25 protein-coding genes and 1 pseudogene are annotated in these 25368 nt (G+C 71.2%); 17 read left to right on the top strand and 9 right to left on the bottom strand.

All coding sequences use genetic code 11. The features are described from left to right. Positions 1-155: 155 nt before the first annotated feature. Positions 156-1070, top strand: coding sequence for an N-acetylneuraminate synthase family protein (locus OG295_RS12910; protein ID WP_371681178.1), 915 nt, complete (start codon positions 156-158; stop codon positions 1068-1070). 207 nt (positions 1071-1277) lie between these two features. Here OG295_RS12910 and OG295_RS12905 read toward each other — a convergent pair. Then, a pseudogene (locus tag OG295_RS12905) lies at positions 1278-2084 on the bottom strand (RNA-guided endonuclease InsQ/TnpB family protein); the annotation flags it as partial. A gap of 302 nt (positions 2085-2386) precedes the next feature. On the opposite strand from OG295_RS12905, the gene OG295_RS12900 reads away from it, so the two are divergent. The 9 genes from OG295_RS12900 (at position 2387) to OG295_RS12860 (ending at position 13056) form a co-directional block, all read left to right on the top strand. Further along, positions 2387-3583, top strand: coding sequence for a hypothetical protein (locus OG295_RS12900; RefSeq protein ID WP_371677020.1), 1197 nt, complete (start codon positions 2387-2389; stop codon positions 3581-3583). Between the two features lie 137 nt (positions 3584-3720). Then, positions 3721-4965, top strand: coding sequence for an amidohydrolase (locus tag OG295_RS12895; protein ID WP_371681177.1), 1245 nt, complete (start codon positions 3721-3723; stop codon positions 4963-4965). Between the two features lie 242 nt (positions 4966-5207). Next, positions 5208-6275 (top strand): BMP family protein, encoded by a 1068-nt coding sequence (locus OG295_RS12890; protein WP_371677019.1) that lies wholly within the window; start codon positions 5208-5210, stop codon positions 6273-6275. Between the two features lie 201 nt (positions 6276-6476). Further along, a complete protein-coding gene (locus tag OG295_RS12885) occupies positions 6477-8174 on the top strand; it encodes an ABC transporter ATP-binding protein (protein WP_371677018.1) in 1698 nt (565 codons plus the stop codon). Further along, positions 8171-9286, top strand: a complete 1116-nt coding sequence (locus OG295_RS12880) for an ABC transporter permease (protein WP_371677017.1) — start codon at positions 8171-8173, stop codon at positions 9284-9286. The genes OG295_RS12885 and OG295_RS12880 overlap by 4 nt, the downstream gene beginning before the upstream one ends. Beyond that, positions 9283-10548 (top strand): ABC transporter permease, encoded by a 1266-nt coding sequence (locus OG295_RS12875; RefSeq protein WP_371677016.1) that lies wholly within the window; start codon positions 9283-9285, stop codon positions 10546-10548. The genes OG295_RS12880 and OG295_RS12875 overlap by 4 nt, the downstream gene beginning before the upstream one ends. After that, positions 10545-10943, top strand: a complete 399-nt coding sequence (locus OG295_RS12870) for a cytidine deaminase (protein ID WP_371677015.1) — start codon at positions 10545-10547, stop codon at positions 10941-10943. The genes OG295_RS12875 and OG295_RS12870 overlap by 4 nt, the downstream gene beginning before the upstream one ends. 149 nt (positions 10944-11092) lie before the next feature. Further along, entirely contained in the window at positions 11093-12370 is a 1278-nt protein-coding gene (locus OG295_RS12865) for a thymidine phosphorylase (protein ID WP_371677014.1), read from the top strand. A 95-nt stretch (positions 12371-12465) separates the two neighbouring features. Then, entirely contained in the window at positions 12466-13056 is a 591-nt protein-coding gene (locus tag OG295_RS12860) for a Uma2 family endonuclease (RefSeq protein WP_371677013.1), read from the top strand. Between the two features lie 3 nt (positions 13057-13059). Here OG295_RS12860 and OG295_RS12855 read toward each other — a convergent pair whose 3' ends face one another. Then, the gene (locus OG295_RS12855) at positions 13060-13623 is read right to left on the bottom strand and encodes a ferredoxin (RefSeq protein WP_371677012.1); all 564 of its coding nucleotides are present in this window, start codon (positions 13621-13623) and stop codon (positions 13060-13062) included. A 22-nt stretch (positions 13624-13645) separates the two neighbouring features. Here OG295_RS12855 and OG295_RS12850 point away from each other — a divergent pair, with 22 nt between their 5' ends. Continuing rightward, on the top strand, positions 13646-14017 hold the full coding sequence (locus tag OG295_RS12850) for an STAS domain-containing protein (protein ID WP_371677011.1): 372 nt from the start codon (positions 13646-13648) through the stop codon (positions 14015-14017). Here OG295_RS12850 and OG295_RS12845 read toward each other — a convergent pair. The 3 genes from OG295_RS12845 to OG295_RS12835 form a co-directional block, all read right to left on the bottom strand. Then, complete coding sequence (locus tag OG295_RS12845; protein ID WP_371677010.1) at positions 13934-14911, bottom strand: sigma-70 family RNA polymerase sigma factor; 978 nt, start codon at positions 14909-14911, stop codon at positions 13934-13936. The genes OG295_RS12850 and OG295_RS12845 overlap by 84 nt on opposite strands. A gap of 80 nt (positions 14912-14991) precedes the next feature. Next, a complete protein-coding gene (locus tag OG295_RS12840) occupies positions 14992-15708 on the bottom strand; it encodes a L,D-transpeptidase family protein (protein ID WP_371677009.1) in 717 nt (238 codons plus the stop codon). A 250-nt stretch (positions 15709-15958) separates the two neighbouring features. Further along, on the bottom strand, positions 15959-17254 hold the full coding sequence (locus OG295_RS12835) for an MFS transporter (RefSeq protein ID WP_371677008.1): 1296 nt from the start codon (positions 17252-17254) through the stop codon (positions 15959-15961). A gap of 119 nt (positions 17255-17373) precedes the next feature. On the opposite strand from OG295_RS12835, the gene OG295_RS12830 reads away from it, so the two are divergent. Then, entirely contained in the window at positions 17374-18321 is a 948-nt protein-coding gene (locus OG295_RS12830) for a LysR family transcriptional regulator (protein WP_371677007.1), read from the top strand. Here OG295_RS12830 and OG295_RS12825 read toward each other — a convergent pair. From OG295_RS12825 to OG295_RS12815, 3 genes are all read right to left on the bottom strand, one after another. After that, the gene (locus tag OG295_RS12825; protein WP_371677006.1) at positions 18302-18937 is read right to left on the bottom strand and encodes a hypothetical protein; all 636 of its coding nucleotides are present in this window, start codon (positions 18935-18937) and stop codon (positions 18302-18304) included. The genes OG295_RS12830 and OG295_RS12825 overlap by 20 nt on opposite strands. A gap of 9 nt (positions 18938-18946) precedes the next feature. Further along, positions 18947-19354, bottom strand: coding sequence for a hypothetical protein (locus OG295_RS12820; RefSeq protein WP_371677005.1), 408 nt, complete (start codon positions 19352-19354; stop codon positions 18947-18949). A gap of 188 nt (positions 19355-19542) precedes the next feature. Continuing rightward, complete coding sequence (locus OG295_RS12815) at positions 19543-20874, bottom strand: tetratricopeptide repeat protein (protein WP_371681176.1); 1332 nt, start codon at positions 20872-20874, stop codon at positions 19543-19545. A 423-nt stretch (positions 20875-21297) separates the two neighbouring features. On the opposite strand from OG295_RS12815, the gene OG295_RS12810 reads away from it, so the two are divergent. The 5 genes from OG295_RS12810 to OG295_RS12790 all read left to right on the top strand — a co-directional run bounded on the left by OG295_RS12810 (position 21298) and on the right by OG295_RS12790 (position 24058). Then, positions 21298-22095, top strand: coding sequence for a radical SAM protein (locus OG295_RS12810; protein WP_371677004.1), 798 nt, complete (start codon positions 21298-21300; stop codon positions 22093-22095). Further along, on the top strand, positions 22092-22415 hold the full coding sequence (locus OG295_RS12805) for a hypothetical protein (RefSeq protein WP_371677003.1): 324 nt from the start codon (positions 22092-22094) through the stop codon (positions 22413-22415). Before OG295_RS12810 ends, OG295_RS12805 begins: the two co-directional genes overlap by 4 nt. After that, positions 22393-22584 carry a multiple cyclophane-containing RiPP AmcA gene (gene amcA, locus OG295_RS12800; protein ID WP_371677001.1) on the top strand — a complete coding sequence of 64 codons (192 nt, stop codon included), beginning with the start codon at positions 22393-22395 and terminating at the stop codon, positions 22582-22584. Before OG295_RS12805 ends, amcA begins: the two co-directional genes overlap by 23 nt. A 67-nt stretch (positions 22585-22651) precedes the next feature. Then, a complete protein-coding gene (locus tag OG295_RS12795; RefSeq protein WP_371677000.1) occupies positions 22652-23326 on the top strand; it encodes a pentapeptide repeat-containing protein in 675 nt (224 codons plus the stop codon). 12 nt (positions 23327-23338) lie between these two features. After that, entirely contained in the window at positions 23339-24058 is a 720-nt protein-coding gene (locus OG295_RS12790) for a hypothetical protein (protein ID WP_371676999.1), read from the top strand. A gap of 49 nt (positions 24059-24107) precedes the next feature. Here the strand turns inward: OG295_RS12790 and OG295_RS12785 are convergent, their stop codons facing one another. Beyond that, positions 24108-25163, bottom strand: coding sequence for a LuxR C-terminal-related transcriptional regulator (locus OG295_RS12785; RefSeq protein WP_371676998.1), 1056 nt, complete (start codon positions 25161-25163; stop codon positions 24108-24110). Positions 25164-25368: the final 205 nt, after the last annotated feature.

Raw genomic sequence — 25368 nt, 5'->3', positions numbered from 1 at the left:
TCTTCGGCCGGACCCTGCCCGTGCCGGCCGACCCGGCGAGGGTCCTGGAGGTCGACGACCCGCACGACCTCGCCCGCGCCCGCCTCCTGGCGCCCCTCCTCGACGCCCCCCACGCACCGGACCCCGCCCCCACCGATCGAAGGACACCCCCTGCCATGACCGTCGCCACCCCCAACACCCGTCAGCGCGCCTTTGGTTCGCGCATCGCGGGCCCCGGCCACCCGGTCTACGTCGTCGGCGAGATCGGCATCAACCACAACGGCGACCTCGGCACCGCCTTCGCCCTCATCGACGCCGCCGCCGACGCGGGCTGCGACGCCGTCAAGTTCCAGAAGCGCACCCCGGAGATCTGCACCCCGCGCGACCAGTGGGACGTCGAACGCGACACCCCCTGGGGCCGGATGACCTACATCGACTACCGCCACCGCGTGGAGTTCGGCGAGGCCGACTACCTGGCCATCGACGAGCACTGCGCCCGCCGCGGCATCGCCTGGTTCGCCTCCCCCTGGGACACCGAGGCCGTCGCCTTCCTGGAGAAGTTCGACCTGCCCGCCCACAAGGTGGCCTCCGCCTCCCTCACCGACGACGAACTCCTGCGCGCCCTGCGCGCCACCGGCCGCACCGTCGTCCTGTCCACGGGCATGTCCACCCCCAAGCAGATCCGGCACGCCGTCGAGGTGCTCGGCAGCGACAACATCCTTCTCTGCCACGCCACTTCGACGTACCCGGCCAGGGCGGAGGAGCTCAACCTGCGCGTCATCAACACCCTCCAGGAGGAGTACCCGAACGTTCCGATCGGCTACTCCGGCCACGAGACCGGCCTGCAGACCACGCTCGCCGCCGTCGCCCTCGGCGCCACCTTCGTCGAGCGGCACATCACCCTCGACCGCGCCATGTGGGGCTCCGACCAGGCCGCCTCCGTCGAACCCGGCGGCCTCGCCCGCCTCGTGCGCGACATCCGCACCATCGAGACCGCCCTCGGCGACGGTGTCAAGAAGGTCTACGCGTCCGAGCTCGGCCCCATGAAGAAGCTCCGCCGCGTCCAGGGCCAGGCCCCGGCAGCGGTCTGACCCGGCCCCACCTCTCCTCCAAGAGCGGAGTGCGTGTTGAAACCTCCGCTCCGTGAAGGGAGGGGATTCCTGGCTCACTTTGCCTGGCACCCAGCAGGTGGCGGGTCTTACAAGTTCAGCACCAGCCGGGTTGAGACCGGCCCGGACGAGCATCACGCGGGCGGAGTCCTTGTCCCTGGGGGACACCGTTCCGCACGCGGTGCACGTATACGTTCTCCCGGAGAGGGGGAGTGCGTGCTTGGCTCTCGCTCCGCACTGTGCGCAGTCCATGGTGGTGTGCGCGGGGTGGACCAGGTGCACGGTCCGGCCGTGCTCGCGGGCCATCTCGACCAGAGCGGTCTTGGTGGGGCCGATCGCGGCGTCGGCCGCTTTGCGGGCCATGGTCGTCTTCGCGAGGAACCGCGGCCGGAAGTCCTCCACGGCGAGGTGGTCGAAGTCCCTGACGACGGCTTTGGCCCACTTGCGGCCGGTGTCCTGCCGCTGCCGGGTGAACTTCTTCGACACCTTCGCCGCAGCCTTGCGGGCCTTCCTGTATCCGTTGGTGTCGGGCCGGTTCTTCGGCGTCTTCCGGCGGGCCATCATCCGCGGGTAGCGGGCCAGCTTCACGGCGGATGCCTTGCCGTGCCCGGCGTGCGGGAGGTCGTGATCGTCGGAGGTGGTGGTCGCGGTCTGCTTGATGCCCCAGTCAACGCCGATCATCCGTCCCGTGGCGGGCAGCGGGAAAGCCTCGGCGGCAACGACGAACGAGGCGTACCAATGCCCGAGGCCGTCTCGGTAGATCCGCACCGGACCGGGTGCGGACGGAAGATCACGCGACCACACCACCGACAAGGCGATCCCGCCGGCCAGGTGCAGGCGACCGCCTCGCACCCGGAACCCGCGGGTGGTGTGGTTCAGCGACGGCAGCGCCTCGCGCTTGCGCTTGATGCGGGGCATCCCGGCCCGCTGTTTGACGGGCAGCTTCGCCTTGACGTCTTTGAGGGCCTTGGCGCGGGACTTGGCGAAGTCCCGGATGATCTGCTGCTGCGGAACCGAAGATCCCTCGCGCAGTCAGCCCATCGACCGGCGGGCCCCGGTCAGCATCCTGTCGAGCTGTGCCGGACCGACACACGAAGGCGGAAGGCGTACCGGGCATGCCCGCCACCATCAGCTCCCGATCCTGCCGCCGTCATGCTCCACAACCTAACGCCCGTCACTGACAACGGAAGAGAGCGCAGGTCAGAGCAAATGTGCAACGAACTCCACCGCTTTGCGGCTCCGCCCCAAGGGCCCATTCCTCGCCGGCTTGAAGGCCGGGGCCTCCTGGGAGAAATCAGGTGAACTCTCCCGCCCCCACGCTGGCCCTCGTCGAGAGCCCGGTCCAGCTGCTCAACGTGCTCGAATGGGCCCACGCCCTCACCCACGCCCCCGCGCATGCCGGGTCCGAGGCCGGGGCCCCCGCCGGGGCCCCCGCCCCCCTGCTGTCCGCCGTCCCCCGTCAGCCCGGTTCCCTCCCCGGCCGTGCCCGCCGCCCGCAGGACGGCCCGCCGCGGCCGGCCGCCGGGTGGCTGCGCGTCGTCGTCCTGCCGCCCACCGACCCGATGTCCCGAGGGCAGCTGCGCCGGGTCGCCGGAATCGCCCGCGACGAGGGCCACGCCGTGCACTGGCAGGAGGCCCGCGGCGGCTCCGGCAGCCCAGCGGGGGCCCTGACCGCGCTCACCCCGGCCGTGCGCCGGGCCGGGCGGATCGTCGTCGGAGACCCCTTCTCGCGGCTCGTGCAGCTGCTGCTGGTCCCGGCCCGCACCGCCGAACTGGTCGTCGTGGACGACGGCACCGCCACCATGGAGTTCATCGCGCAGCTCGGGCGCGGCGAGCGGCTGCGCCGCTGGCACCGCACCGGCGGCGGGACCCTGTCCCGGGCGCGCGAGCTCGCGTACGCCCCGGTGTCGGGGACGGCGCGGCGCCGGCTGACCCCGCGCGGCGGGCGCGTCACGGAGGTCTTCACCTCGATGCCGGTCACCCCGCTGCCCGGGATGCGGCTGCGCGTCAACGACTTCGCCTGGACCCGCTCCCGCTTCGGCCCGCCGCGTCTGACCAAGGGCACCGACCTGGTCGGCACCTCCCTGGTGGAGACCGGGGTCGTCGACCCGGCCCGCTACCTCGACGCGGTCCGCGCCCTGACCCTGGAGCACGGCGTGACCCGCTACTTCGCGCACCGCCGCGAGTCCCCGGAGAAGCTGCGCGCGCTGAGCGGGGCGACCGGGCTGGAGATCGTGCGCCCGGACCTGCCGTTGGAGCTGATCGCCCGGCGCGGCCCGGTCGGCCGCACGATCGTCAGTTTCCCGTCCACCGTCGTCCACACGCTGCCGTTCGCGCTGACCGGGACTGGCGTGACGGTGGCCGTATGCGATATCGACCCCGCCTGGCTCACCGCCGCCGCCTCGCCGAGGGCGCACAGCTTCCTCGCGGGCGTCATCGAAACGGCACGTGATGTGCGCAGACTCCCGGCCCAGGCGGCCCCCGCGGCCGGATGAGCGCGCGAGTGTACCCCCCGCAGCATACGGTCATGCGTCCAGAGGCCGGGTTTCTTTCCCCTAACGGCATGAACTTTTGGTGATCTCCGGCCAGTTGACCCATCCGTGCGCCTACCCTTCAACGGGTGAACCAGTTGATGTCCCGCGAGTCCCAGACCGCCCTGCCCGGCACGCCCGACCGGCCCGAGCTGCCCGGCAAGCTTCCGGACCACCTGCGTGCCGAACTGATCGCCTTCCGACGGGACTTGCACATGCATCCCGAGCTAGGACACCAGGAGTTCCGCACCACGGCGGCGATCAAGACCCGGCTGGAAAAAGCCGGCCTGCGCCCACGCGTGCTGAAGTCCGGCACGGGGCTGATCTGTGACGTCGGGACCCGGGACGGGGGGCGGCCGATGCTGGCCCTGCGCGCGGACATCGACGCCCTGCCTATTCCGGACGCCAAGACGCACGTCGCGTACCGCTCCACCGTCCCGGACCGTGCCCACGCCTGCGGGCACGACGTGCACACGGCCGTCGTCCTCGGCGCGGGCCTGGTGCTCGCCGAGCTCGACCGCCAGGGGCTGCTGCCCCGCCCGGTGCGGCTGCTGTTCCAGCCCGCCGAGGAGGTGCTGCCGGGCGGCGCGAGCGAGGCCATCGAGTCCGGGGTGCTGGACGGCGTGGGGCGGATCATCGCGGTCCACTGCGACCCGCGCGTCGACGCGGGCCGGATCGGGCTGCGGGCCGGAGCGATCACCTCTGCCTGTGACCGGCTGGAGGTCAGCCTCTCCGGCCCCGGCGGTCACACCGCCCGCCCGCACCTGACCACCGACCTGGTGACGGCCGCCGCCCGCCTCGCCGTCGACGTCCCCGCCCTGCTGACCCGGCGCATGGACGCCCGCTCGGGCATGTCGGTCACCTGGGGCCGGATCGAGGCGGGGCACGCCTGCAACGTCATCCCGATGCAGGCGGAGCTTTCCGGCACCATCCGCTGTCTGGACCTGAACGCCTGGTACGAGGCCCCCGACATGATCCACGCGGCGATCGACGAGGTCGCCACGATGCACGGGGCGAAGTTCGAGATCAACCACGTGCGCGGGGTCCCCCCGGTGGTCAACGACCCGGTCGTCACCGAACTGCTCCGGGAGGCGATGGCGGCCCGCTGCGGCGCCGGTTCGATCGAGGACACCGAGCAGAGCCTCGGCGGCGAGGACTTCTCCTGGTACCTGGAGCACGTCCCCGGCGCCATGGCCCGCCTCGGCGTCCGCAGGCCCGGCGACACCGCCAAGCGGGACCTGCACCGCGGCGACTTCGACGTCGACGAGAGCGCGATCGGCGTCGGCGTGGAGTTCTTCACCGCCGCCGCGCTGCTCGACGGCTGCCGTGCCGGCGTGGTCGGTTAGCGCACGCGCGGCAAAGCGGGGGCAAAGTACTTACCCCAATCCGTTCTCGGCCGGTGGGGGTGTCCAGCCCTTGGTACACAAGGGTTGGGCACCTGTCGAGTTACTGATCGGTCACTGTCCGGTTCGCGACGATCCGATAACGACTCATGAACGGGCCTTTAACTGACATCTACGCGCGTTACGATCGCCGCTAAACCAGCGCCGGTCGTGGCGCTTCGGTCAGGTTTTGAAGGAGCCTCCCCTTGCGCCGGATCACCAGGATCGCCACCGTGGGCATCGCGTCCGCGGCGCTGGCCCTCTCGGCCACCGCCTGTGGCGGAAAGAAGTCCTCGGACACCTCGTCGTCGTCCTCCTCGTCCTCCGAGACGAAGAGCGCCGGCGCCGCCATCGCCTACGACGTCGGCGGCCGCGGCGACCAGTCGTTCAACGACGCCGCCTACGCGGGCCTGGAGAAGGCCGAGAAGGACCTCAAGGTCAAGACCGCCGAGGCGGAGCCCACCGAGGGCGAGAGCGAGGCCGACAAGGTCCAGCGCCTCACCGAGCTGGCGCGCAAGGGCAACAACCCGGTCATCGGCGTCGGCTTCTCCTACGCCCCGGCCATCAAGAAGGTCGCCGCGAAGTTCCCGAACACCACGTTCGGCATCATCGACGACACCTCGGTGACCGAGAAGAACATCGCCAACCTGGTCTTCAACGAGGAGCAGGGCTCCTACCTGGCCGGCGTCGCCGCCGCCAAGGCGTCGAAGTCCAACACCGTCGGCTTCATCGGCGGCGTCGAGGTTCCGCTGATCAAGAAGTTCCAGGCGGGCTTCGAGCAGGGCGTCAAGGACACCAACCCGAACGCCAAGGTGCTGTCGGCCTACCTGACGCAGCCGCCGGACTTCTCGGGCTTCGCCAAGCCCGACCTCGGCAAGGCCACCGCCAAGGGCCAGCTCGACGGCGGCGCCGACGTGATCTACGCCGCCGCCGGTCTCGCGGGCTCGGGCGCCATCGAGGCCGCCTCCACCGCCGGCAAGTGGGCCATCGGCGTCGACTCCGACCAGTACAACCAGGCCGGCCTGTCGAAGTACAAGGACCACATCCTGACCTCGGTCACCAAGGACGTCTCCGACGCGGTCTACAACCTGATCAAGTCGGTCAAGGACGGCAAGCCGGAGTCCGGCGAGGTCCGTTACGGCCTGGACAAGAACGGTGTCGGCCTGGCCGACTCCAACCCGAAGTACAAGGAAATGACGGACGTCACCGCCGCGGTGGAGAAGGCCAAGGCCGACATCATCGCGAAGAAGATCACCGTCAAGACCGCGCCGTAAGGCCCTCGTCTGACGCTTGGTCGTGGTCCCCGGGGTCCGGAAGCGGTCTACCCGCTCCCGGACCCCGAACCGCGTCTTCGCCCCCAGTCCGTGCGAACTTGTGGCCAGTTGGCCGCAAGTTTTCACTTTCGACAGTGCTACGCGCGTAGAGGCATCGTGGACGCGATACCTTCTCTCCCCCGCCCTGTCCCCCCTGCCAACTTGGCTTTCCAGCTCCTTCCGCGCCAAGGAGAGTGCGTCATCAACGCGTCCAGCCCCCCTCTCGCCGTAGAACTGCACGGCATCACCAAGCGTTTCCCCGGCGTCGTCGCCAACAAGGACATCGCCATCTCCGTCCGCAAGGGCACGGTCCACGCCCTCATCGGTGAGAACGGTGCCGGCAAGTCGACCCTGATGAAGATCCTCTACGGCATGCAGAAGCCGGACGAGGGCACCATCGCCATCGACGGGGAGCAGGTCTCCTTCAACAACCCGGGCGAGGCCATCGCCCGCGGCATCGGCATGGTTCACCAGCACTTCATGCTGGCCGACAACCTCACCGTCCTGGAGAACGTCGTCCTCGGCGGCGAGAAGCTCTACGGCATCGGCGCCAAGGCCCGCAAGAAGATCATGGAGATCTCGGACGCGTACGGCCTCGGCGCGCGCCCCGACGCCCTGATCGAGGACCTCGGTGTCGCCGACCGCCAGCGCGTGGAGATCCTCAAGGTCCTCTACCGCGGCGCGAAGACCCTCATCCTCGACGAGCCCACCGCCGTGCTCGTGCCGCAGGAAGTGGACGCGCTCTTCGACAACCTGCGCGAGCTCAAGGCCGAGGGCCTGACCGTCATCTTCATCTCGCACAAGCTGGGCGAGGTGCTGAAGGTCGCCGACGACATCACCGTCATCCGGCGCGGCACCACGGTCGGCACCGCCGACCCGAAGACGGCGACGACCAAGCAGCTCGCCGAGCTGATGGTCGGCACCGAGCTGCCCTCGCCGGAGACCCGCGAGTCCACGGTGACCACGACCGCGATGCTCAAGGTCGAGAGCCTGACCGTCGCCGAGTCGGGCACCGTCACGGCCCCCGAGACCTCCGCACCGGCCCTGGGCGACTCCGACACCGACCTGCGCGAGGCCCCGGTCGCCGGCCGCCTCCTGCTCGACGGGATCGGCTTCACCATCCACAAGGGTGAGATCCTCGGCATCGCCGGCGTCGAGGGCAACGGCCAGACGGAGCTGATCGAGGCCCTCATGGGCATGATCACCCCCGACGCGGGCGTCATCACCCTCGACGGCGCCGACATCACCAGGATGCCGGTCCGCAAGCGCCGCGAGGGCGGCATCGGTTACATCCCCGAGGACCGCCACCGGCACGGCCTGCTCCTGGAGTCCCCCCTCTGGGAGAACCGCATCCTCGGCCACGTCACCGAGCGGCCCAACTCCAAGGGCGGCATCCTCGACCCGAAGGCCGCCCGCAAGGACACCGAGCGGATCGTCCGCGAGTACGACGTCCGCACCCCCGGTATCGACGTCACCGCGGCCTCGCTCTCCGGCGGCAACCAGCAGAAGCTGATCGTCGGCCGCGAGATGAGCCACAACCCGAAGTTCCTCATCGCCGCCCACCCCACCCGTGGTGTGGACGTCGGCGCGCAGGCGCAGATCTGGGACGCCATCCGCGAGGCCCGTCGCGAGGGCCTGGCCGTGCTCCTGATCTCGGCGGACCTGGACGAGCTGATCGGCCTGTCCGACACCCTGCGCGTCATCTACCGCGGCCGCCTGGTGGCGGACGCCGACCCTGCGACGATCACCCCCGAGGAGCTCGGTACCGCCATGACCGGCGCCGCCAGCGGGCACCTCGAAGCCCAAGACGACCACTCCGCCGGGGTCGACGGCGACACCACGGAGGACGAGGCCCGATGAAGAAATTCGACAAGGACCGGCTGCTCCTCGCAGCCGCCGGACCGGCGCTCGCACTGGTCAGCGCCCTGGTGCTGACCATGATCGTGCTGGCCGCTTCGGGCGTGGACCCGATCGACCCGCTGCGGATCATGATCGAGCAGGCGGGCTACGAGGACATCCAGGTCCTGATCGTCAATCAGGCCGGCATCTACTTCCTGGCAGCCCTGGCCGTCGCCATCGGCTTCCGGATGAACCTCTTCAACATCGGCGTCGACGGCCAGTACCGCCTCGCGGCGATGGTCTCCGCCGTGGTCGGCGCCTCGGTCTCGCTGCCGGCTCCGCTGCACGTCCTGCTGATCGTGCTCGTCGCCATGGCGACCGGTGCCTTCTGGTCCGGCATCGCGGGTGTCCTCAAGGCGCGGCGCGGGGTGAGCGAGGTCGTCTCCACGATCATGCTCAACGCCATCGCCACCTCGCTGATCGCCTGGCTGATCCTGCCGAAGAACTTCGGCGTGCAGCCGGCCGGCTCCAACGACCTGACCACCGGTGACATTCCGGAGTCCGGCTGGTTCCCGGCCCTGTCCCTGTCCGGCGGCGACATCTACGGCTTCACCTTCATCGCCTTCGCGCTCGGCGTCGTCTACTGGTTCGTGCTCAACCGCACCCGCTTCGGCTTCGACCTGCGCGCCTCCGGCGCCAGCGAGTCCGCCGCGCAGGCCTCCGGTGTCGAGCCCAAGAAGATGATCATGACTGCGATGCTCATCTCGGGCGCGGTCGCCGGTCTGACCGGCATGCCGCTGCTGCTGGGCGAGTCGCACACGTACAACCTGTCCTTCCCGCTGGGTGTCGGCTTCACCGGCATCACCGTCGCGCTGCTCGGCCGCAACAACCCGATCGGCATCTTCTTCTCGGCCTTCCTGATCGCCTTCATCGACAAGGCGTCCGCCGGTCTCGACACCGAGGGCTACGCCAAGGAGATCGGCACGATCATGCAGGGCCTGATCGTGATCGCGGTCGTCGTCAGCTACGAGCTCGTCCGCCGCTACGGCATCCGCCGCCAGCAGCAGAAGGTCGGCGAAGAGCTGGCCGCCGGCCACGCCCTCAAGACCGACAACAAGGAGGTCGCGGCGTGAGCACCAGCACCGTTTCCGCGACGAGCGCCGCGCCCAAGAAGGGCGGCGGCCGCCGCAAGCTCACCCTGCCCTGGATCCTGCTGATGATCGCGGGAGGCCTCGTACTGGTCTCGATCGTCCGCCTGATCTCCGGAGCCAACGACCTGACCTCCGTCGGCCAGGTCTCCGGCGCCCTCCAGCTCGCGGTGCCGATCGCCCTCGCGGGCCTCGGCGGCCTGTGGGCCGAGCGCGCGGGCGTGGTCAACATCGGCCTCGAAGGCATGATGATCCTCGGCACCTGGTTCGGCGCCTGGGCCGGCTACCAGTGGGGTCCGTGGACCGGCGTCCTGCTGGGCATCGTCGGCGGCGCCATCGGCGGTCTGCTGCACGCGATCATCACCGTCACCTTCAACGTGAACCACATCGTCTCCGGTGTGGCGATCAACATCCTGGCCGTCGGCTTCACCCAGTACCTGTCGAACTTCACCTTCGACAAGACCCCGGGCGGCTCCTCCAAGCAGTCCCCGCGCATCGATCCGATCACCGAGATCACGATCCCCGGGCTCTCGGACTGGATGGCGACGCTCCAGGGCAAGCACTGGTTCCTGATCTCGGACGCCGCCGGCGTCATCGGCGGTCTGGTCACCAACCTCTCGCTGCTGACCGTCGTCGCGGTGCTCCTGGTCCCCGCCACCTGGTGGGTGCTGTGGCGCACGGCCTTCGGCCTGCGACTGCGCTCCTGCGGTGAGAACCCGATCGCCGCCGAGTCCCTCGGCGTCAACGTCTACAAGTACAAGTACATCGCCGTGGTCGCCTCCGGCGCGATGGCCGGTCTCGGCGGCGCCTTCCTCGCGATCGTCTCCACGGGCATCTACCAGGAGGGCCAGACCGGCGGCCGCGGTTACATCGGTCTCGCCGCGATGATCTTCGGTAACTGGATGCCGGGCGGCATGGCCCTGGGCTCGGGCATCTTCGGCTTCACCTACAGCCTCCGGCTGCGCGGCGGTGCCGAGAACGTCCACGCGATGCTGCTGCTCCTGGCGATCCTGCTGGTGCTCGTCGTCGTCTGGCAGCTGTACAAGAAGAAGCACGTCCAGGCCGCCATCGCGGCGGTCTGCGCCGCCGGGCTCTTCATCTGGTACGCGCTCACCGACCAGGTGCCGAGCCAGTTCGTCGACGCCGCCCCGTACCTGACCACGCTGCTCGTGCTCGCCCTGTCGGCGCAGCGCCTGCGCATGCCCAAGGCGGACGGCATGCCGTACCGCAAGGGCCAGGGCAAGTGACCGCGGAGCACGCGGTGGACTGGGAGGCCCTGCGGGCCGCCGCCCGGGTCGCGATGACCCGGGCGTACGCCCCCTACTCGGGCTTCCCGGTCGGGGTGGCCGCGTTGGCCGACGACGGCCGGGTCGTCACCGGCTGCAACGTCGAGAACGCGAGCTACGGACTCGGCCTGTGCGCCGAATGCGGTCTGGTCTCCTCCCTCCAGGCCACCGGGGGCGGCCGTCTCACCCACTTCACGTGCGTGGACGGCAAGGGCCAGAGCCTCGTCCCCTGCGGGCGCTGCCGCCAGCTGCTCTACGAGTTCGGCGGCCCGGACCTGCTGGTGGACACGCCCGACGGGATCCTCCCGCTGAGCGCGATGCTGCCGCAGGCCTTCGGGCCCGACCACCTGAGATAGCCGTGCCGACGGCCCTCCGCCCCTGCCGGGCGGAGGGCCGTCCCGCTTCCTCCGGGCCGGTCGGGTCCCGCTGGAGCCCCCCTTGGATTCCTCTTGAATTCCTCTGAACCCCCTCCCTCATCTCTATGCGCGTAGAAGGAAGTCACCTCATGGACGTCATCTCCGTCATCCGGACCAAGCGGGACCGCGGTGAGCTGAGCCCCGAGCAGATCGACTGGGTCATCGACGCCTACACCCGCGGGGTCGTCGCCGACGAGCAGATGTCCGCGCTGGCCATGGCCATCCTGCTGAACGGCATGAACCGGGCCGAGATCGCCCGCTGGACCGCCGCGATGATCGCCTCCGGCGAGCGGATGAACTTCGACTCCCTCTCCCGCCCGACCGCCGACAAGCACTCCACCGGCGGCGTCGGCGACAAGATCACCCTCCCGCTGGCCCCGCTCGTCGCCGCCTGCGGCGCGGCCGTGCCGCAGCTCTCCGGCCGCGGCCTGGGCCACACCGGCGGCACCCTGGACAAGCTGGAGTCCATCCCGGGCTGGCGGGCGCTGCTCTCCAACGAGGAGATGCTGAACGTCCTCGACACCACCGGCGCCGTCATCTGCGCGGCGGGCGACGGCCTGGCCCCCGCCGACAAGAAGCTGTACGCCCTGCGCGACGTCACCGGCACCGTCGAGGCCATCCCGCTGATCGCCTCCTCGATCATGTCGAAGAAGATCGCCGAGGGTACGGGCTCGCTCGTCCTGGACGTCAAGGTCGGCACCGGCGCGTTCATGAAGAACATCGAGGACGCCCGCGAGCTGGCCTCCACCATGGTGGCCCTCGGCACCGACAGCGGCGTCAAGACGATCGCCCTGCTCACCGACATGTCCACCCCGCTGGGCCTGACCGCGGGCAACGCCCTGGAGATCCGCGAGTCCGTCGAGGTCCTGGCCGGCGGCGGCCCCTCCGACGTGGTCGACCTGACGCTGGCCCTGGCCCGCGAGATGCTGGACGCCGCGGGCATCAAGGACGCCGACCCGGCGAAGGCCCTGGCCGACGGCTCCGCGATGGACGTGTGGCGCCGGATGATCTCCGCCCAGGGCGGCGACCCGGACGCCGCCCTGCCGGTGGCCCGCGAGCAGCACGTGGTCACCGCCTCGGCCTCGGGCGTCCTGACCCGCCTCGACGCGTACGCCGTCGGCGTCGGCGCCTGGCGCCTGGGCGCGGGCCGCGCCCGCAAGGAGGACCCGGTCCAGGCCGGCGCGGGCATCGAGCTGCACGCGAAGCCGGGCGACACGGTCACCGCGGGCCAGCCGCTGATGACCCTGCACACGGACACCCCGGAGAAGTTCGAGTACGCCCTGGCCTCCCTGGAGGGCTCCTACGACGTGGCCCCGGCGGGCACGGCCTTCTCGGCCACCCCGATCGTGCTGGACCGCATCGCCTGACGCGCGGCTCATCCGTACGGCTGAACGGGACCGGTGGACGCCCACCGGTCCCGTTCGTCATGCTGGGATCGGTGACGTACCGATAGGAGCACCCCATGAGCGCACTCGCAGTCGAGCACCAGCAGCCGAGCGGTGACGACTGGGACTCGGCGGTCCGCCTCTGGGAGGGGACGGATGTGCCGGAGGGCTGCAAGGTGGAGATCATCGAGGGGATCGTCACCGTGGCACCACCGCCCGTCAACGACCACAACCTGATTGCCGCAGCGGTACAGCGCCGCCTGTACACGGCGATCCCCGACGACTGGGAGGTCTTCCAGACCCTCAATGTGGAGGTCCCCAGCCGCGCTGGGCTCTACATTCCGGACCTCGTGGTCGTCCCGAGGGAGGCGGTTCCGGAAGGGGAGAACTGCACCCCCGCGGGCGCCGCCGAGCTCGTCGTCGAGATCACGTCCAGGTCGAACGCCGTCAACGACCGCGTGTCCAAGCTCAACGGCTACGCCGCCGCAGGCGTCCCCCTGTACCTCCTCATCGACCCGCACGCGACCGGTAGTCCCACGATCCACCTGTACGGCGAGCCCGGCGACGGCAAGTACCGCGTCCTGCACGCGGGCAAGTTCGGCGAGGCCGTCCGCCTTCCCGAGCCGTTCGAGCTCACCCTCGACACCTTCGGCTTCCCCCGCCCCTGACCCTCAGAGCCGAGGCAGCGCCTGCCCGGCCCGGGGGGCGCGCCGTTGTTCCAGCCAGAACAGGTAGCCGCGCAGGTACGCCTCCAGGCCGTCGTCGATGTGGGCGACGAAGTCCCGGTGACCCAGGGCGGCTTCGTGGTAGTGCGGGAAGAACCGCGGGTCCGTGTCGTACGCGGCCCATTCCGCGCCGGCCGCCACGGCCCACTCGCGTACCCGCCCGCGGTCGCGCCACCAGCCGCGCACGGCCTCCGGCGTCCAATGCTCGTCGCCGTCCCGGGCGTAGCCGGAGTACGTCTCCACCTGGGCGGCGCACACGAGGGCCCGGGTCTCGTCCGCGTCCACCGGCTGCCGGTACACGAACTCGTGCTCGCCGTCGTAGGCCACGTGGCGCGGGGCCTCCATCCGCCCCAGCTCCATGCAGTCGGTGTCCGCGCCGTAGAATGGGCCGGGGACGTTGCGCCAGTTCCGCTCCGCCCACCTGCCGCCGAACACCGGGGAGGCCTCCCGGCCGGAGGGCGCGAGGGCGTGCGCCGTGGGCAGCGGGTCCCAGTAGGAGGGAAGATCCATCCGGCCATTGTGCTGGCCCCCGATGAGTTCCGGGAAGGCCGGCGGTCAACCCGTCATGAAGATCGGACGGCTCGTACTACCCGGACCCGGCCCCACCGAGCGGGACGCGGCGCGGCTCTGCGCGCGGCTGGCCCTGCTCTACGAGGGCGGGGCCGCCGCGGTGGTGTGTGATGCCGGGGCCGTGACCGCGCCGGGGCTCGGGGCCGTCGAGGTGCTCGCGCGGCTGCGGCTGGCCGCGCGGGGGCGCGGGGCCTTCACCGTGACCGGCGCCGGCCCCGCGCTGCGGGCCCTGCTGGGTCTCGTAGGCCTGTCAGAGCTGCTCGGGGAGTCCGAACAGCGGGAACCACCGGGCGGTGTCGAGGAAGGCGTTGAGGCCGACGATCTTCCCGTCTGAGATCTCCAGGACCTGGAGCGCCCACGGCACGTGCCCGGTCCCCGAGGCGGCGGGCCGGTACTGGCCGAAGGCCGGCATGCCGTTCGCCGTGGTGGGGAGCAGACGGGAGCCCTTGCAGCCGATGCCCTGGTTGAGGTGCCACGCCGCGATGTCGGCGTGGCCCCGCAGCCACAGGTCGAACGGCGGCATCGACAGCACCGCGTCCTCGTGCAGCAGGGCCGTCAGCCGGGTGATGTCGTAGGCCTCGAAGGCGGACAGGTACCGCCCCAGCAGCTCGGCCTGGGCGGCGTCGAGGGGGTCGGCCGCGTCGCTCTCGCGGACGCGGTGTCCGGAGAGGGTGGCCCGGGCCCGCTGGAGGGCGCTGTTCACCGAGGCCACCGTCGTCTCCAGGAGCTGCGCGACCTCCTCCGCCTTCCAGGCCAGCACCTCCCGCAGGATCAGCACGGCCCGCTGCTTGGCCGGCAGGTGCTGGAGGGCGGCGACGAAGGCCAGCCGGACGGACTCCTTGGCCAGGGCCAGCTCCGCCGGGTCGGCGGTCTGTGGCAGCACCCGCCCGTCGGGCACCGGCTCCAGCCAGGTCACCTCGGGCCGCTCGTTGAGCACGGCGGAGGCCTGGTGCTGCGGGGCGCCGAAGTCCATGGGGCGGGCCCGCTTGTTGCCCGCGTTCAGCAGGTCCAGGCAGACGTTGGTGGCGATCCTGTACAGCCAGGACCGCAGCGAGGAGCGGCCCTCGAACTTCTCGTACGCCCGCCAGGCACGGATGTACGTGTCCTGCACCGCGTCCTCGGCGTCGAAGGCCGAACCGAGCATCCGGTAGCAGTATCCGGTCAGCTCGACGCGGTACCGGTCCATCGCGGCGTCGAGGTCCGGTGATGTCGTCGCGAGGTCACTCATGGTGTCGCCCCCAGGTAGTTCCGTCTTCGACGGAAACTACCCGAGGGGTCCGACAACGGCAGCCGGGAGCGCTCGGAGTGTCAGGTTCCGGGCTTGCGCCCGTACACGAAGACGTCCTCGCCGTTGCCCAGCATGTTCCAGTACGCCTTGGCGTCGGCCGTCGTCATGTTCACGCAGCCGCCGGAACCCGGCGGGTTCCACATGCTCTTGGTCACCGAGTGGAAGGCGATACCGCCGTCGAAGAACTGCGCGTACGGCATCGAGACGTTGTAGATCGTGGACCAGTGGTCGATGGACCGGTAGTAGATCTTCTTCAGGCCCGTCCGCGTGGGGGTCTCCGCCTTGCCGGTGCGCACCGGCACCGGCCCGTACTTCAGCGCCGCGCCGTCCTGGATCCAGCTGAGCTGCCGGGTCAGGTCCACGCAGGCGATCCGGCCCAGGTTGGTGGGACAGGTCCCGGCCGCGTTCGGGTTCTTGCCCGCGGCGCGCTGCGCCAGCATCGTGTTCATCGTCTGCCAGGTCAGCGGGCCCGCGTACCCCATCGTCGGGGTGATCCCGTGGGTGGCCTGGAAGGACTGGATCGCCGTGCAGTCGGCCGCCGACTGCACCCCGTCCACCGGCCGCCCCAGGAACTGCTCCACCTGACGCTGGTAGGGCCCGGTGGTCACGTTGCACGAGGCGGTGGCGGCGGCCTGGGCCGGCCCGCCCCCCGTCAGCACCACCGGTACCGCGAGGGCCAGCGCCCCGCCGAACACCACCGCGGCACGCCGCTTCGCGCGCACCCGTATCCCCGCCATCGGGTCCTCCCCTGCCCTCGCCCCGGGCGTTCGGGGGCCCCATGCCCCGGAAACACGGCGAGTCGCAACGCGAGCGTAGGGTCTGGGGCCGCTTTCGTCAGGAGGTCCGGCACAGGGAAATATGCAGATCGGACGGCCGTTCGCCCGGCCGCCCGATCTGTTGTCCGATTCGTTTGTCCGATTCGCCGCCGGTCCGCCGGTTCCGGCCCGTCCCGGCCTGTCCCGGCCGGCCCCGTCCCGTCCCCGCCGGTCAGCGGGCCGCCGCGGCCGGAGCCGCGAGGCGCCGTCCGCGGGCCCGCTCCACCCGGGCCGCGTGGGACCCGTAGAGGGTGATCGACGCGACGCCCACCACCGCCAGCAGGGCGATGCCGACCGTGGCCGCCCAGCCCGAGGCGTGGTAGGCCAGCGCGCCCAGGGTGCCGCCCGCGCTGGAGCCCAGGTAGTACGCGGACTGGTAGAGCGCGGAGGCCTGCGCCCGGCCCGACTTCGCCGTCCGGCTCACCGCCGCCGAGGCCACGGCGTGCCCCGCGAAGAAGCCCGCCGTGATCAGCACCAGCCCCGCCAGGACCGCGGCGAGGGAGTCGGCCAGCGACAGCAGCAGACCCAGCGCGGTCGTGGTCACCGCCAGGTACAGCGCCCCGCGCCGCCCCGTACGGGCCACCAGCTGCCCGGCCGCGGCCGAGGAGGCCGTACCCACCAGGTAGACGAGGAACACCGAGCCGACCACGCCCTGCGGCAGCGAGAACGGCTCGTCCACCAGCCGGTAGCCGATGACCGTGTACACCGCCCCGAAGACGGTCATGAACAGCGCGCCGATCCCGTAGAGCCGCAGCAGCAGCGGGTCGCGCAGGTGCCCGGCGACGGTACGTCCCACCGCGCGCGGGTTCAGCGAGGCCGGCCGGAAGAACCGCGCCCGGGGCACCAGCACCAGGAAGGCCGCCGCGCAGGCCAGCGCCATCAGCCCGACGGCCAGCAGCCCGGCCCGCCAGCCCCACAGCTGCGCGGCCCAGCCGGTCACGATGCGGCCGCTCATGCCGCCGATGGAGTTGCCCGCCACGAACAGGCCGATCGCCCCGACCAGGGCCTTCGGCTTGACCTCCTCCGCGAGGTACGCCATCGCGGAGGCCGGGATCCCGGCGATCGCCGCGCCCTGCACCGCGCGCAGCGCCACCAGCCACTCCAGGTTCGGGGCGAAGGGGACGAGGAGGCCGACGCCGACGGCGATCACCATCGACCAGGTCATCATCCGGGTCCGCCCGAACCGTTCGGACAGCGCGCTGAGCGGCAGTACGAACAGGGCGAGCGCGCCGGTGGCCGCCGACACCGTCCAGCTGGCCTGACCGGCCGTCACGCCGAAGCCGGCGGAGACCGCGGGCAGCAGCGCCTGGGTGGAGTAGAGGAGGGCGAAGGTCGCCAGGCCGGCGGCGAAGAGCGCGAGGCTCATCCGGCGGTAGCCGGGGCGGCCGGGGGAGTGGGCTTCGGGCTGCGGGAACGACGCGGTGGAGGCACCCGAGGTGACGGGTGCCCCGGTATGAGCGGGAGGCATACGTCGAAGGTAGGCCCCTGTTTTTCATGCGTCCAATGCACGAATTCGCGATAATCGATCCACTCGCGCATCACCACAGCTCAGGGGCGTACATGTCAACGAACCGTTACGAAGAAGACATGGCCGTGACACGCCTGCTGGCCCCGCGCCTCGCGTACTTCGCCGCCGTCGCCCGGCACGAGCACGTCACCCGCGCCGCGCACGAGCTGGGCGTCCCGCAGTCCACCCTGTCGAGGGCGATGGTCCGCCTCGAACAGGACCTGGGCGTCACGCTGTTCGCCCGCAAGGGCCGCACCGTCGCCCTCACCACGGCCGGCCGCACCTTCCTCGCCTCCGCCGAACGGGCCCTGGACGGCATCGCCCACGCGGCCGGCTCCGTCCAGGAGGACGCCGACCCGTCCTCCGGGAAGGTCGCCTTCGGCTTCCTGCACACCCTGGGCCCCGAGACCGTGCCCGGCCTGATCCGCGCCTTCCGGGCCGACCACCCGCGCGTACGGTTCTCCCTCGTCCAGAACTACGGCGAGGCCATGCTGGAGAAGCTCCGGGCCGGGGAACTCGACCTGTGCCTGACCTCGCCCCTGCCCGACGCCCCCGACCTGGTGGCCCGCCGGCTCGACGAACAGCGGCTGCGCCTGGTGGTCCCGGACGACCACCGCCTCGCGGTGCGCAAGCGGATCCGGCTCGCCGAGGCCGCCGAGGAAACCTTCGTCACGCTGGAGGCGGGCTACGGCCTGCGGCGCATCACCGACGACCTGTGCGCGGAGGCGGGCTTCACCCCGAAGGTCGCCTTCGAGGGCGAGGAGGCCGAGACCCTGCGCGGCCTGGTCGCGGCCGGCCTGGGGGTGGCCCTGCTGCCGCCGCCCGCCGTGCCCCGGCCGGGGGTGGTGGAGCTGACGGTGACGGCGCCGCGCGCGGTGCGCCAGATCGGCGTCGCCTGGCTGGACGGCCACCCCGACACCCCGCCGGTGGCGGAGTTCAAGCGCTTCCTGCTGTCCCGCCGGGGCCGCCTGATCCCCGAACTGGAGTCGCCCGCCGAGGCGGGCGCGTTCAGTACGGCAGCCCGATGAGCCCCCAGCCGCGCTCCCCGGCCCGCGTGACCACCTCACCCCACTCGCGCAAGAGCGCGCCGGCGACGTCGAAGCCGCCGAACCAGGCCGGCCGGCGGTCGGCCGCGGCGGCGAAGGGCTCCCGGAGCTCCTCCAGCCGTGGCGCGGCGGCCTCCCAGGCACGGGCCAGCGCCGCCACCTCGTCCGGCGAACCGAGCGCGAGCACCTCGGGGCGCCACGGTGCGGGGTCGCCCGGGAAGCCGGGGGCGGGCCGGGGGCCGTCGTCCAGGTCCGCCCGCGCCCGCTGGTCCGGGCCATGCCAGACCAGGCCGCCCAGGAAACGGTCCAGGGCCTCGCGCAGCGCAGGCGCGGCCGACGGGCGCAGGCCCTCCCAGGCCTCGGCCAGCTGGAAGTGCCAGGCGTACGTACCGGTGGTCCCGAAGAACCGGTACTCGGCGCACCACGGCGTCCGCCGCTGCCACACCCAGCCGCCCGGCACGGCCCTGTCGGCCTCCTCGCACGCGGCGCAGCAGAAGTCCGGGCACACGGCGTCGGTCAGGGCGTCCAGGCGCGCGGCGGCCGGCATCCTGGCCAGGTGTTCCCAATCGGCCATGACCACGGTGATGTCCAGTCCCATCGCCGCAGGCTAACAGCGGGTACGGCGGCGGACCGGCCCGCGCGATGGGGGCAAGTGGCCCGCCCGGAAGCGGAGTCGGCGCCGGCCGGGCGGCGCGCGGCTTCGGGCGGCCGCCGTCACCGGACCGGTTCGCCGGTCCCGGGGTCCCGCTCGGGCAGTGGTCGTCTGCCGCAGCTCGTCCGAGATCGACCGGGCCGCATCCGGACTCACCGTCGTGGCGAACGGCTGCGCCCCCAGCCAGGACCGCTCGAAGGCGGCCGTCATGAAGTGGACGACGCTCGGCTCGCGGACCACCAGCGCCGCCCCCGCCTCGTACGCGGGCACCAGCGCCTCCAGCCGTCCGCGCAGCCGGTCCATCTCGTCGCGGGACCCCTTTTTGACGCACCGCTCGCGCGGTTCGGCCGCAGGCGGCCTCACCGGCTTCGCGCCGCTGCGCCGGACTCCGTCCGTCGGCCCGTCGGCCCGTCGGCCCGTCGGACTGGGGCGGCGGGTCGGCTGGGGCCTGGGACACGGCCCCGTGCGAGCCGTCCTCAGCCCGCCCTTCTCACCCGGGGCCTGCGAGGTTGCGGCACGAGGCGGCCTGGAAGCCGTTGGCACAGCGAACGTCATCCTGTGTGGATCATCGTCCTGCCCCGCTCGTACGCCTCGCGGGCGTGCGCGTTGCCGAGGTGGGGACGGAGCGAGGAGAGCATGATCCGGACGCGATCGTCGCACCGGCCGGACTGCACGAGCGGGTAGTCGTCCAGGACCCGGTTCCAGTCGACGCAGGCCTCCTCCAGTCGGCCGACTGCCAGCTTCCGCTCAGCGATCATCGCGTTGTACCGGACCCTGGTCCGCCGGTAGACGGGCTCACGCAGCCGGTCCGCGAGCTCCATGGACTGGATGGAACCGGCGATGTCGCCGAGCTCGTACCGTACCTGCCCGATGTGGTAGTTCAGGGCCGACGGGTCGTAGGACCCGAATGCCTTCGCCCTTGACTCCGCCTTGTCCATGGCTGTCTCGGCTGCCCTCAGCCGCTGCAGTGCACCGGTCCGATCTCCGGTCTGCGCGGCGGCGTGCGCCTGCTGGCCGGTGAGGAAAGCGAGCATCCGGGGGCCCGCCTGCGGGGAGGCTGCAGCAGCAGCGTCAGCCAGGCGCAGTGCGAGCGGGCCGTGCCCGAGGTCGACTGCCTGGACGCTCATTCCCCGCAAGGTGGTGCAGTAGGTCAGGTGGTCGCCCGCCGAACCCGCCAGTTCCATGGCCTTGGTGTAGTACTGCTGCGCCAGTCCGTCCTCGCGCTCGTCCATGGCCATGTACCCGGTCAGGTAGAGGTGATCGGCCGTAGCAGAGCGCAAGGCGTTCTTCACCTCGTCCCCGGCCGTCGCCCTGAGGGCGGGCGCGATCGTGTTCACCAGGAAGGCGGCTGCCATCGGCCTGGCCATTCGCCCGCCGAACTTGTCGTCGAGATCGCTTATGTACTCGGTCATGGAGATGATGGCGCTGACCTCGGGACGGCCGATCCGGGTGTGCGGATCCTCCCGCACGCGCTGCAACCGGTCGCGGACGTCCGGCCACCCGGGAATTACCGCCGCTGCCGAGAAAAGCCCGGCGCCGAGGACGCTTCTGCGTGAGGGATCCATGTCAGCGCTCCCGAGATCGACCAGTCCCGCCACGGTATCCGGCGTCTGGCCTGAGGGCTCGGGTGAATTCGCGAAGCCTGCCGCGTACGCGCTGACGGGGCGACCGAGCCTGCGGGAGAGGGCTTCCAAGACCAGCGGACGAACCTGTTTCCTCGGCAGGCTTCCCGCCAGCCACTTCGGTACCGCCGACTCGTCGTAGCCGAAGGAAATGCCGCTCTCGGTGCCCACGCGGGCGATGGCCCGGATGAACTGGCCCCGCGACCAGCCCGTTTCTTCGAAGAGCGCGGCCAGGGCGGTGTTCGGTGTGCCTGCCGTCATGTTGGTCCCCCGACTTTCACGGCTTTCACGGTCGGCTGCCACCATCACCGTACTCACGTTCCGTGAAAGGCGGTTGACTGAGCATCACGGTCTTCTGGTGAGGGAGACCGGCAGCATCCAGTCCCGACCCTCAGCGGCAGGAGCAGGAGTGACCTCTCCACCTCGCCCCCATCCCACCAGAACCTGCCCGAGTGGCTCTACGAGGGTGCCAGGGTGTTCGATCCCGCCCAGAACCGCGAAGCCGTAGTGCAGTTCATCGGCCCGTACGAGGACCCCTGCAGCCGGCGTGTCATTCCGTGCGCGGTTTTCCTGCGGCCCGAAGGAGGGGGACGGGAATGGATCGTCGCCCCTGACGCCCCCGCCGGGCCCGTGGGCCGGTGAAGCCATCGCCCCACCCCCTCGCACGCCGTCGAGAGGAGCACGATGTCCCGCCCACCCCGGCTCGCCGCCATCCCGCGCTCGGTGATCATGCAGCCGACCACGCAGTGCCTGCCCATGGACTGCACGTACTGCTACCTCCCCTTCCGCAAGGTCAAGAACCTCATGCCGGTGCAGGTGGCGGAAGGAGTGGCCACGGCGGTCAACACATGGGCTGCCGGCCGCCCCGGGTTCGAGGTCGTCTGGCACGGCGGCGAACCGCTGGCCACCGGCCGCGAGCGCCTGGCCGAGCTGATGGCCCCCTTCGACGGCGTTAAACACAGCCTGCAGACGAACGCCGCTCTGGTCGATGCCGCGTGGTGCGAGTTCCTCCTGGAGCGTGACGTGCAGGTGGGAGTGAGTATCGACGGCCCCGAGGACATGAACGCCCACCGTGTCACCCTCGCCGGACGCCCGGGCTTCGGCGTGACTCTGCGCGGAATCGAGCGTCTCCGGCTCCACGGCATCCCGTTCTCCGCCATCGCGGTCGTCTCCGATCCCGATCCGGCGGACGCCCATCGCTTCTACGAGTTCTTCGCCGAACTCGGCGTGACGACCCTTGGCGTGAACGTTGAGGAGGAGGAAGGCGTCAACCTGGGCTCCCGTCGGACCGACCACTCCCGCGCCGTGGAGTTCTGGGCCGCCCTCGCGGACGCCTGGCGGGCGAGTCCGGTGGTGCGCCTGCGCGAGGTCCAGCGCGTCCTCAACTTCGCGGGGCCGTCCTGGGCGCCCAGGACGGCGCCCCCACACCGATCACGGCGGCCTGGGACCCACTTCCGACCGTCGCGTACGACGGCGGCGTGATCATGCTCTCCCCGGAGCTCGCCGGGTTCGACGACGACCGCTTCGGGGATTTCACGACCGGAAACGTACTGGTGGACGGTCTCGACGTCCTGGTGGCCGAGGCCGAGGAGCGCTCCCCCTGGATCGCCGAGTTCTGGCAGGGCGTCGACGCCTGCCGCGCCACCTGCCCCACCTTCGCGTTCTGCGGGGGCGCTCATGCCGCGAACCGGTACTTCGAGCACGGCGGCCGGTTCGACGGGACCAGGACCCGGTACTGCACCACTGCCAAAATCGCCCTACTCGAAGGAGTCACCCGACATGTCCGTGCACACGCCCGCTGACGCCACCACCCTCGTACTGGACTCGGCCGCCGGATTCCAGTCCCTGCTGCCGGCTGTCGGCACCCAGGCGCTGGCTACGTTCGACAACCGGCCCACCTGGGACAACCCCAGCTCGTCCCCGTTCGACAACCGGCCCACGTGGGACGACTGGAGCAAGGCAGAGAAGTAGCACCCGACACCGGGGCGGTTCCACGCGAACGAGGGGCCGCCCTGTCACCTCCGCGAAGGAGCACCACATGGCCACCCGCACCTTCGGCCACATCACCGTCACCACACCCGACCTCGGCGGCCCCGGTCTCTGCCTCAACAACGTCGAGTCGCTCGACAGCGCGTGCGGCACCGTCCAGGACTTCGCGTATGAAGAGGCCGACCTGCGCTCGCTCGAACTGACCGATGCCCAGCTCGTCACCGGCCGCATCGCCGGGCTGCGCTCCAGGCGAGTCGAGCTCGACGCCCTGAGCCTCCACGCCGTCGAGATCGTCGGCAGTGATCTCGGCTCCACCCGCTGGAGCGACAGCAAGCTGACCCGCGTACATGTCCGTGACTGCAAGCTGATGGGCGCCGCGCTGGACGGTCTGGTACTCGATGACGTCCTTTTTGAGGGCTGCAGATTTGATTACGCCACCTTCGAGAGGGTCCGCTCCACCGGTCCCCTCGCCTTTGCCGGCTGCGCCTTCACAGAGGCCGCGTTCACCGAGTGCGACCTCTCCGGCGCGGTGTTCACCGACTGCACGCTGAGGCTCACGGAGTTCGGCACCGGCCGCTACCGAAACACGGATTTGCGGGGCAATGACCTGTCCGCCGTCCGTGGCGTCGCGCATCTGTCCAAGATCCGCATCACCCCCGGGCAGGAAGCCGAACTGGCCGCGGCCCTGGTGAGCGACCTCGACATTTCCATCGGCGACGACTGAACCGGAGACCCCGTGCCCCTTCACATCGCATTCGGCGATCCGGCTGCGCTCCGCGCACGCTGTGAGGTCGCCACCGCCCGGGCGGCCTCACCCGATGACGTCGAGTACGAGCCGGGTTCGGTCGTCCCCTCCGGCCAGTGGCGTCCCATGGCCGACGCGGACCTCAGGGCCGTCAGCGCGCCGCGAAGGCCCCTGGACAGCACGCTGGTGGAGATCGTCCGGCCGCCGTTCCGGGACGGTCTCCCGCTCGAAGACCTCATCCGGCCGATGGGCGACCCGGAGGCCGTGTACCTCGGACAGGCCCTCGCCAGAGCGGGCATGGCGACGACCACGGACAACTACCGGGACGGTCGTCTGGTCGGCCTTCACCTGGACAACTGGGACAAGCTCCCGTACGCGGAGAAGCACACCGCCCGCCGAAGGCTCTGCCTGAACCTCGGCCCCGGAAGTCGGTACGTCATTCTCGGCGCCCTCGACGCCCAGGCGGTATGTCGGGCCGTCCACCCCGAAGACCACCACGAGTGGTATCCCCACACCGAGGACTATCGCGCCTATGTCGCCGGCGGACAGAGCATCCCCCTCACCCGCATACGTCTCGACCGCGGTGAGGGCTACCTGGCTCCGACCGAGTACCTGCTGCACGACGGATCGACCGAACACCAGGAGCAGCCCTCGACGGCAGCGTTCTGGCTGGGCCGGTGGCCGCGCGGCATCCTGCCCTCGCTTGTCTGACGGTCGGCCCCGGCCCGCCGGGTGGTACCCGGCGGGCCGAGGCGTCACCTCACCGGACTCGCCCGTTGCTGCTTGTGGGGCCCTCCTCCGCGTCCCGGCACGCGGTCACGGCGGAGAGCAGGTACCCGGCCTGGAAGCGGGACTTGGCGCCGACCGTTCGCATGATCTCCGCGATGTGCCGCTGGCACGTCCGCTCCGACATCCCCAGCCGGCGCGCGATCACCTTGTCCTCCAGCCCCTCCGACAGCAGCCGCACGATCGTCTGCCGCAGCTCGTCCGAGATCGACCGGGCCGCATCCGGACTCACCGTCGTGGCGAACGGCTGCGCCCCCAGCCAGGACCGCTCGAAGGCGGCCGTCATGAAGTGGACGACGCTCGGCTCGCGGACCACCAGCGCCGCCCCCGTCCGGTCCGGCACCGCCATCAGCCCCGTCCGCGCGTCGAAGATCAGCATCCGCATCAGCCCGTCGCCCAGCGTCCGCACCTGCGCGCCCAGCGCCGTCACCCGCTCGACGTACGCCGCCGTCGGCCGTGAGTAGCGCGCCGTGTGCTGGTAGATCGTCCGCATCCGGACCCCGCGGGCCAGCAGCGACTCGTCCCGCCCGACCGCCTCCTCCAGGGTTTCCTGCGGACGCCCGCCGCCCGGCTGGGAGGTCAGCAGTTCCCGCTCGCACCCCGCCGCCAGCTCCGTGATCAGCCCGCGCACCGCCCCCAGGTCCGTCACCAGCTCCAGCCGGCCCGCCCCGCTCAGGTCGCGGTGCGCGGCCCCCGCCTCGTACGCGGGCACCAGCGCCTCCAGCCGTCCGCGCAGCCGGTCCATCTCGTCGTGGGTCTCCCGTACGAGCAGCGCGAGCGGGGCCAGCGCGCGGGCCGCCGCGGCCCGGGGCGCCACCGCGGTCCACCGCTCCGGGCCCGTCCCCGGGGCCCGCTGGAGCAGGTGCCCGGCGGCCAGCTCGGTGATCGCGGCACCCGCGCGGACGCCGAGGGCCGAGGTGGCCTCGGCGGCGGTGAAGGCCGGCCGTTCCACCGCGTAGGCGTAGAGGCGTCGCGCGGCGGGGCTCAGATCGCCCCCGCCCCCCGCCCGGTCGACTTCCTCGGCATCCACTGGCATATGCCTATTCGTCCCTGTGTGTGTCCGTTTGTAAACCCCTCGTGTTCCCGCAAGGCGGCAACTCGACGCCTGAAAGGGCGACTCAGGCATATGCCGGACCGGCACAGTGGGGGCACGGCGTGACGGGGGGCGCGGTATGCGGCAGCAGGGGACGACCACCGGACCACGGCACCGACCCGTGGCGGTCCTGCTCGGCCCG

Source organism: Streptomyces sp. NBC_01276, from assembly GCF_041435355.1.
GTDB lineage: Bacteria > Actinomycetota > Actinomycetes > Streptomycetales > Streptomycetaceae > Streptomyces.
Note: the sequence above shows the minus strand (reverse complement) of the source record. Positions and strands in the feature narration are given on the sequence as shown.

Excerpts from the sequence above, each read along its gene's own strand:
- OG295_RS12860 (WP_371677013.1), top strand. The coding sequence starts at position 12,466 with ATGAGCGCACTCGCAGTCGAGCACCAGCAGCCGAGCGGTGACGACTGG.
- OG295_RS12850 (WP_371677011.1), top strand. The coding sequence starts at position 13,646 with ATGAGTTCCGGGAAGGCCGGCGGTCAACCCGTCATGAAGATCGGACGG.
- OG295_RS12825 (WP_371677006.1), bottom strand. The coding sequence starts at position 18,937 with ATGGGACTGGACATCACCGTGGTCATGGCCGATTGGGAACACCTGGCC.
- OG295_RS12840 (WP_371677009.1), bottom strand. The coding sequence starts at position 15,708 with ATGGCGGGGATACGGGTGCGCGCGAAGCGGCGTGCCGCGGTGGTGTTC.
- OG295_RS12880 (WP_371677017.1), top strand. The coding sequence starts at position 8,171 with ATGAAGAAATTCGACAAGGACCGGCTGCTCCTCGCAGCCGCCGGACCG.
- OG295_RS12910 (WP_371681178.1), top strand. The coding sequence starts at position 156 with ATGACCGTCGCCACCCCCAACACCCGTCAGCGCGCCTTTGGTTCGCGC.
- OG295_RS12835 (WP_371677008.1), bottom strand. The coding sequence starts at position 17,254 with ATGCCTCCCGCTCATACCGGGGCACCCGTCACCTCGGGTGCCTCCACC.
- OG295_RS12855 (WP_371677012.1), bottom strand. The coding sequence starts at position 13,623 with ATGGATCTTCCCTCCTACTGGGACCCGCTGCCCACGGCGCACGCCCTC.
- OG295_RS12845 (WP_371677010.1), bottom strand. The coding sequence starts at position 14,911 with ATGAGTGACCTCGCGACGACATCACCGGACCTCGACGCCGCGATGGAC.
- OG295_RS12830 (WP_371677007.1), top strand. The coding sequence starts at position 17,374 with ATGGCCGTGACACGCCTGCTGGCCCCGCGCCTCGCGTACTTCGCCGCC.
- amcA (WP_371677001.1), top strand. The coding sequence starts at position 22,393 with ATGTCCGTGCACACGCCCGCTGACGCCACCACCCTCGTACTGGACTCG.
- OG295_RS12865 (WP_371677014.1), top strand. The coding sequence starts at position 11,093 with ATGGACGTCATCTCCGTCATCCGGACCAAGCGGGACCGCGGTGAGCTG.
- OG295_RS12895 (WP_371681177.1), top strand. The coding sequence starts at position 3,721 with ATGTCCCGCGAGTCCCAGACCGCCCTGCCCGGCACGCCCGACCGGCCC.
- OG295_RS12815 (WP_371681176.1), bottom strand. The coding sequence starts at position 20,874 with ATGACGGCAGGCACACCGAACACCGCCCTGGCCGCGCTCTTCGAAGAA.
- OG295_RS12810 (WP_371677004.1), top strand. The coding sequence starts at position 21,298 with ATGTCCCGCCCACCCCGGCTCGCCGCCATCCCGCGCTCGGTGATCATG.
- OG295_RS12795 (WP_371677000.1), top strand. The coding sequence starts at position 22,652 with ATGGCCACCCGCACCTTCGGCCACATCACCGTCACCACACCCGACCTC.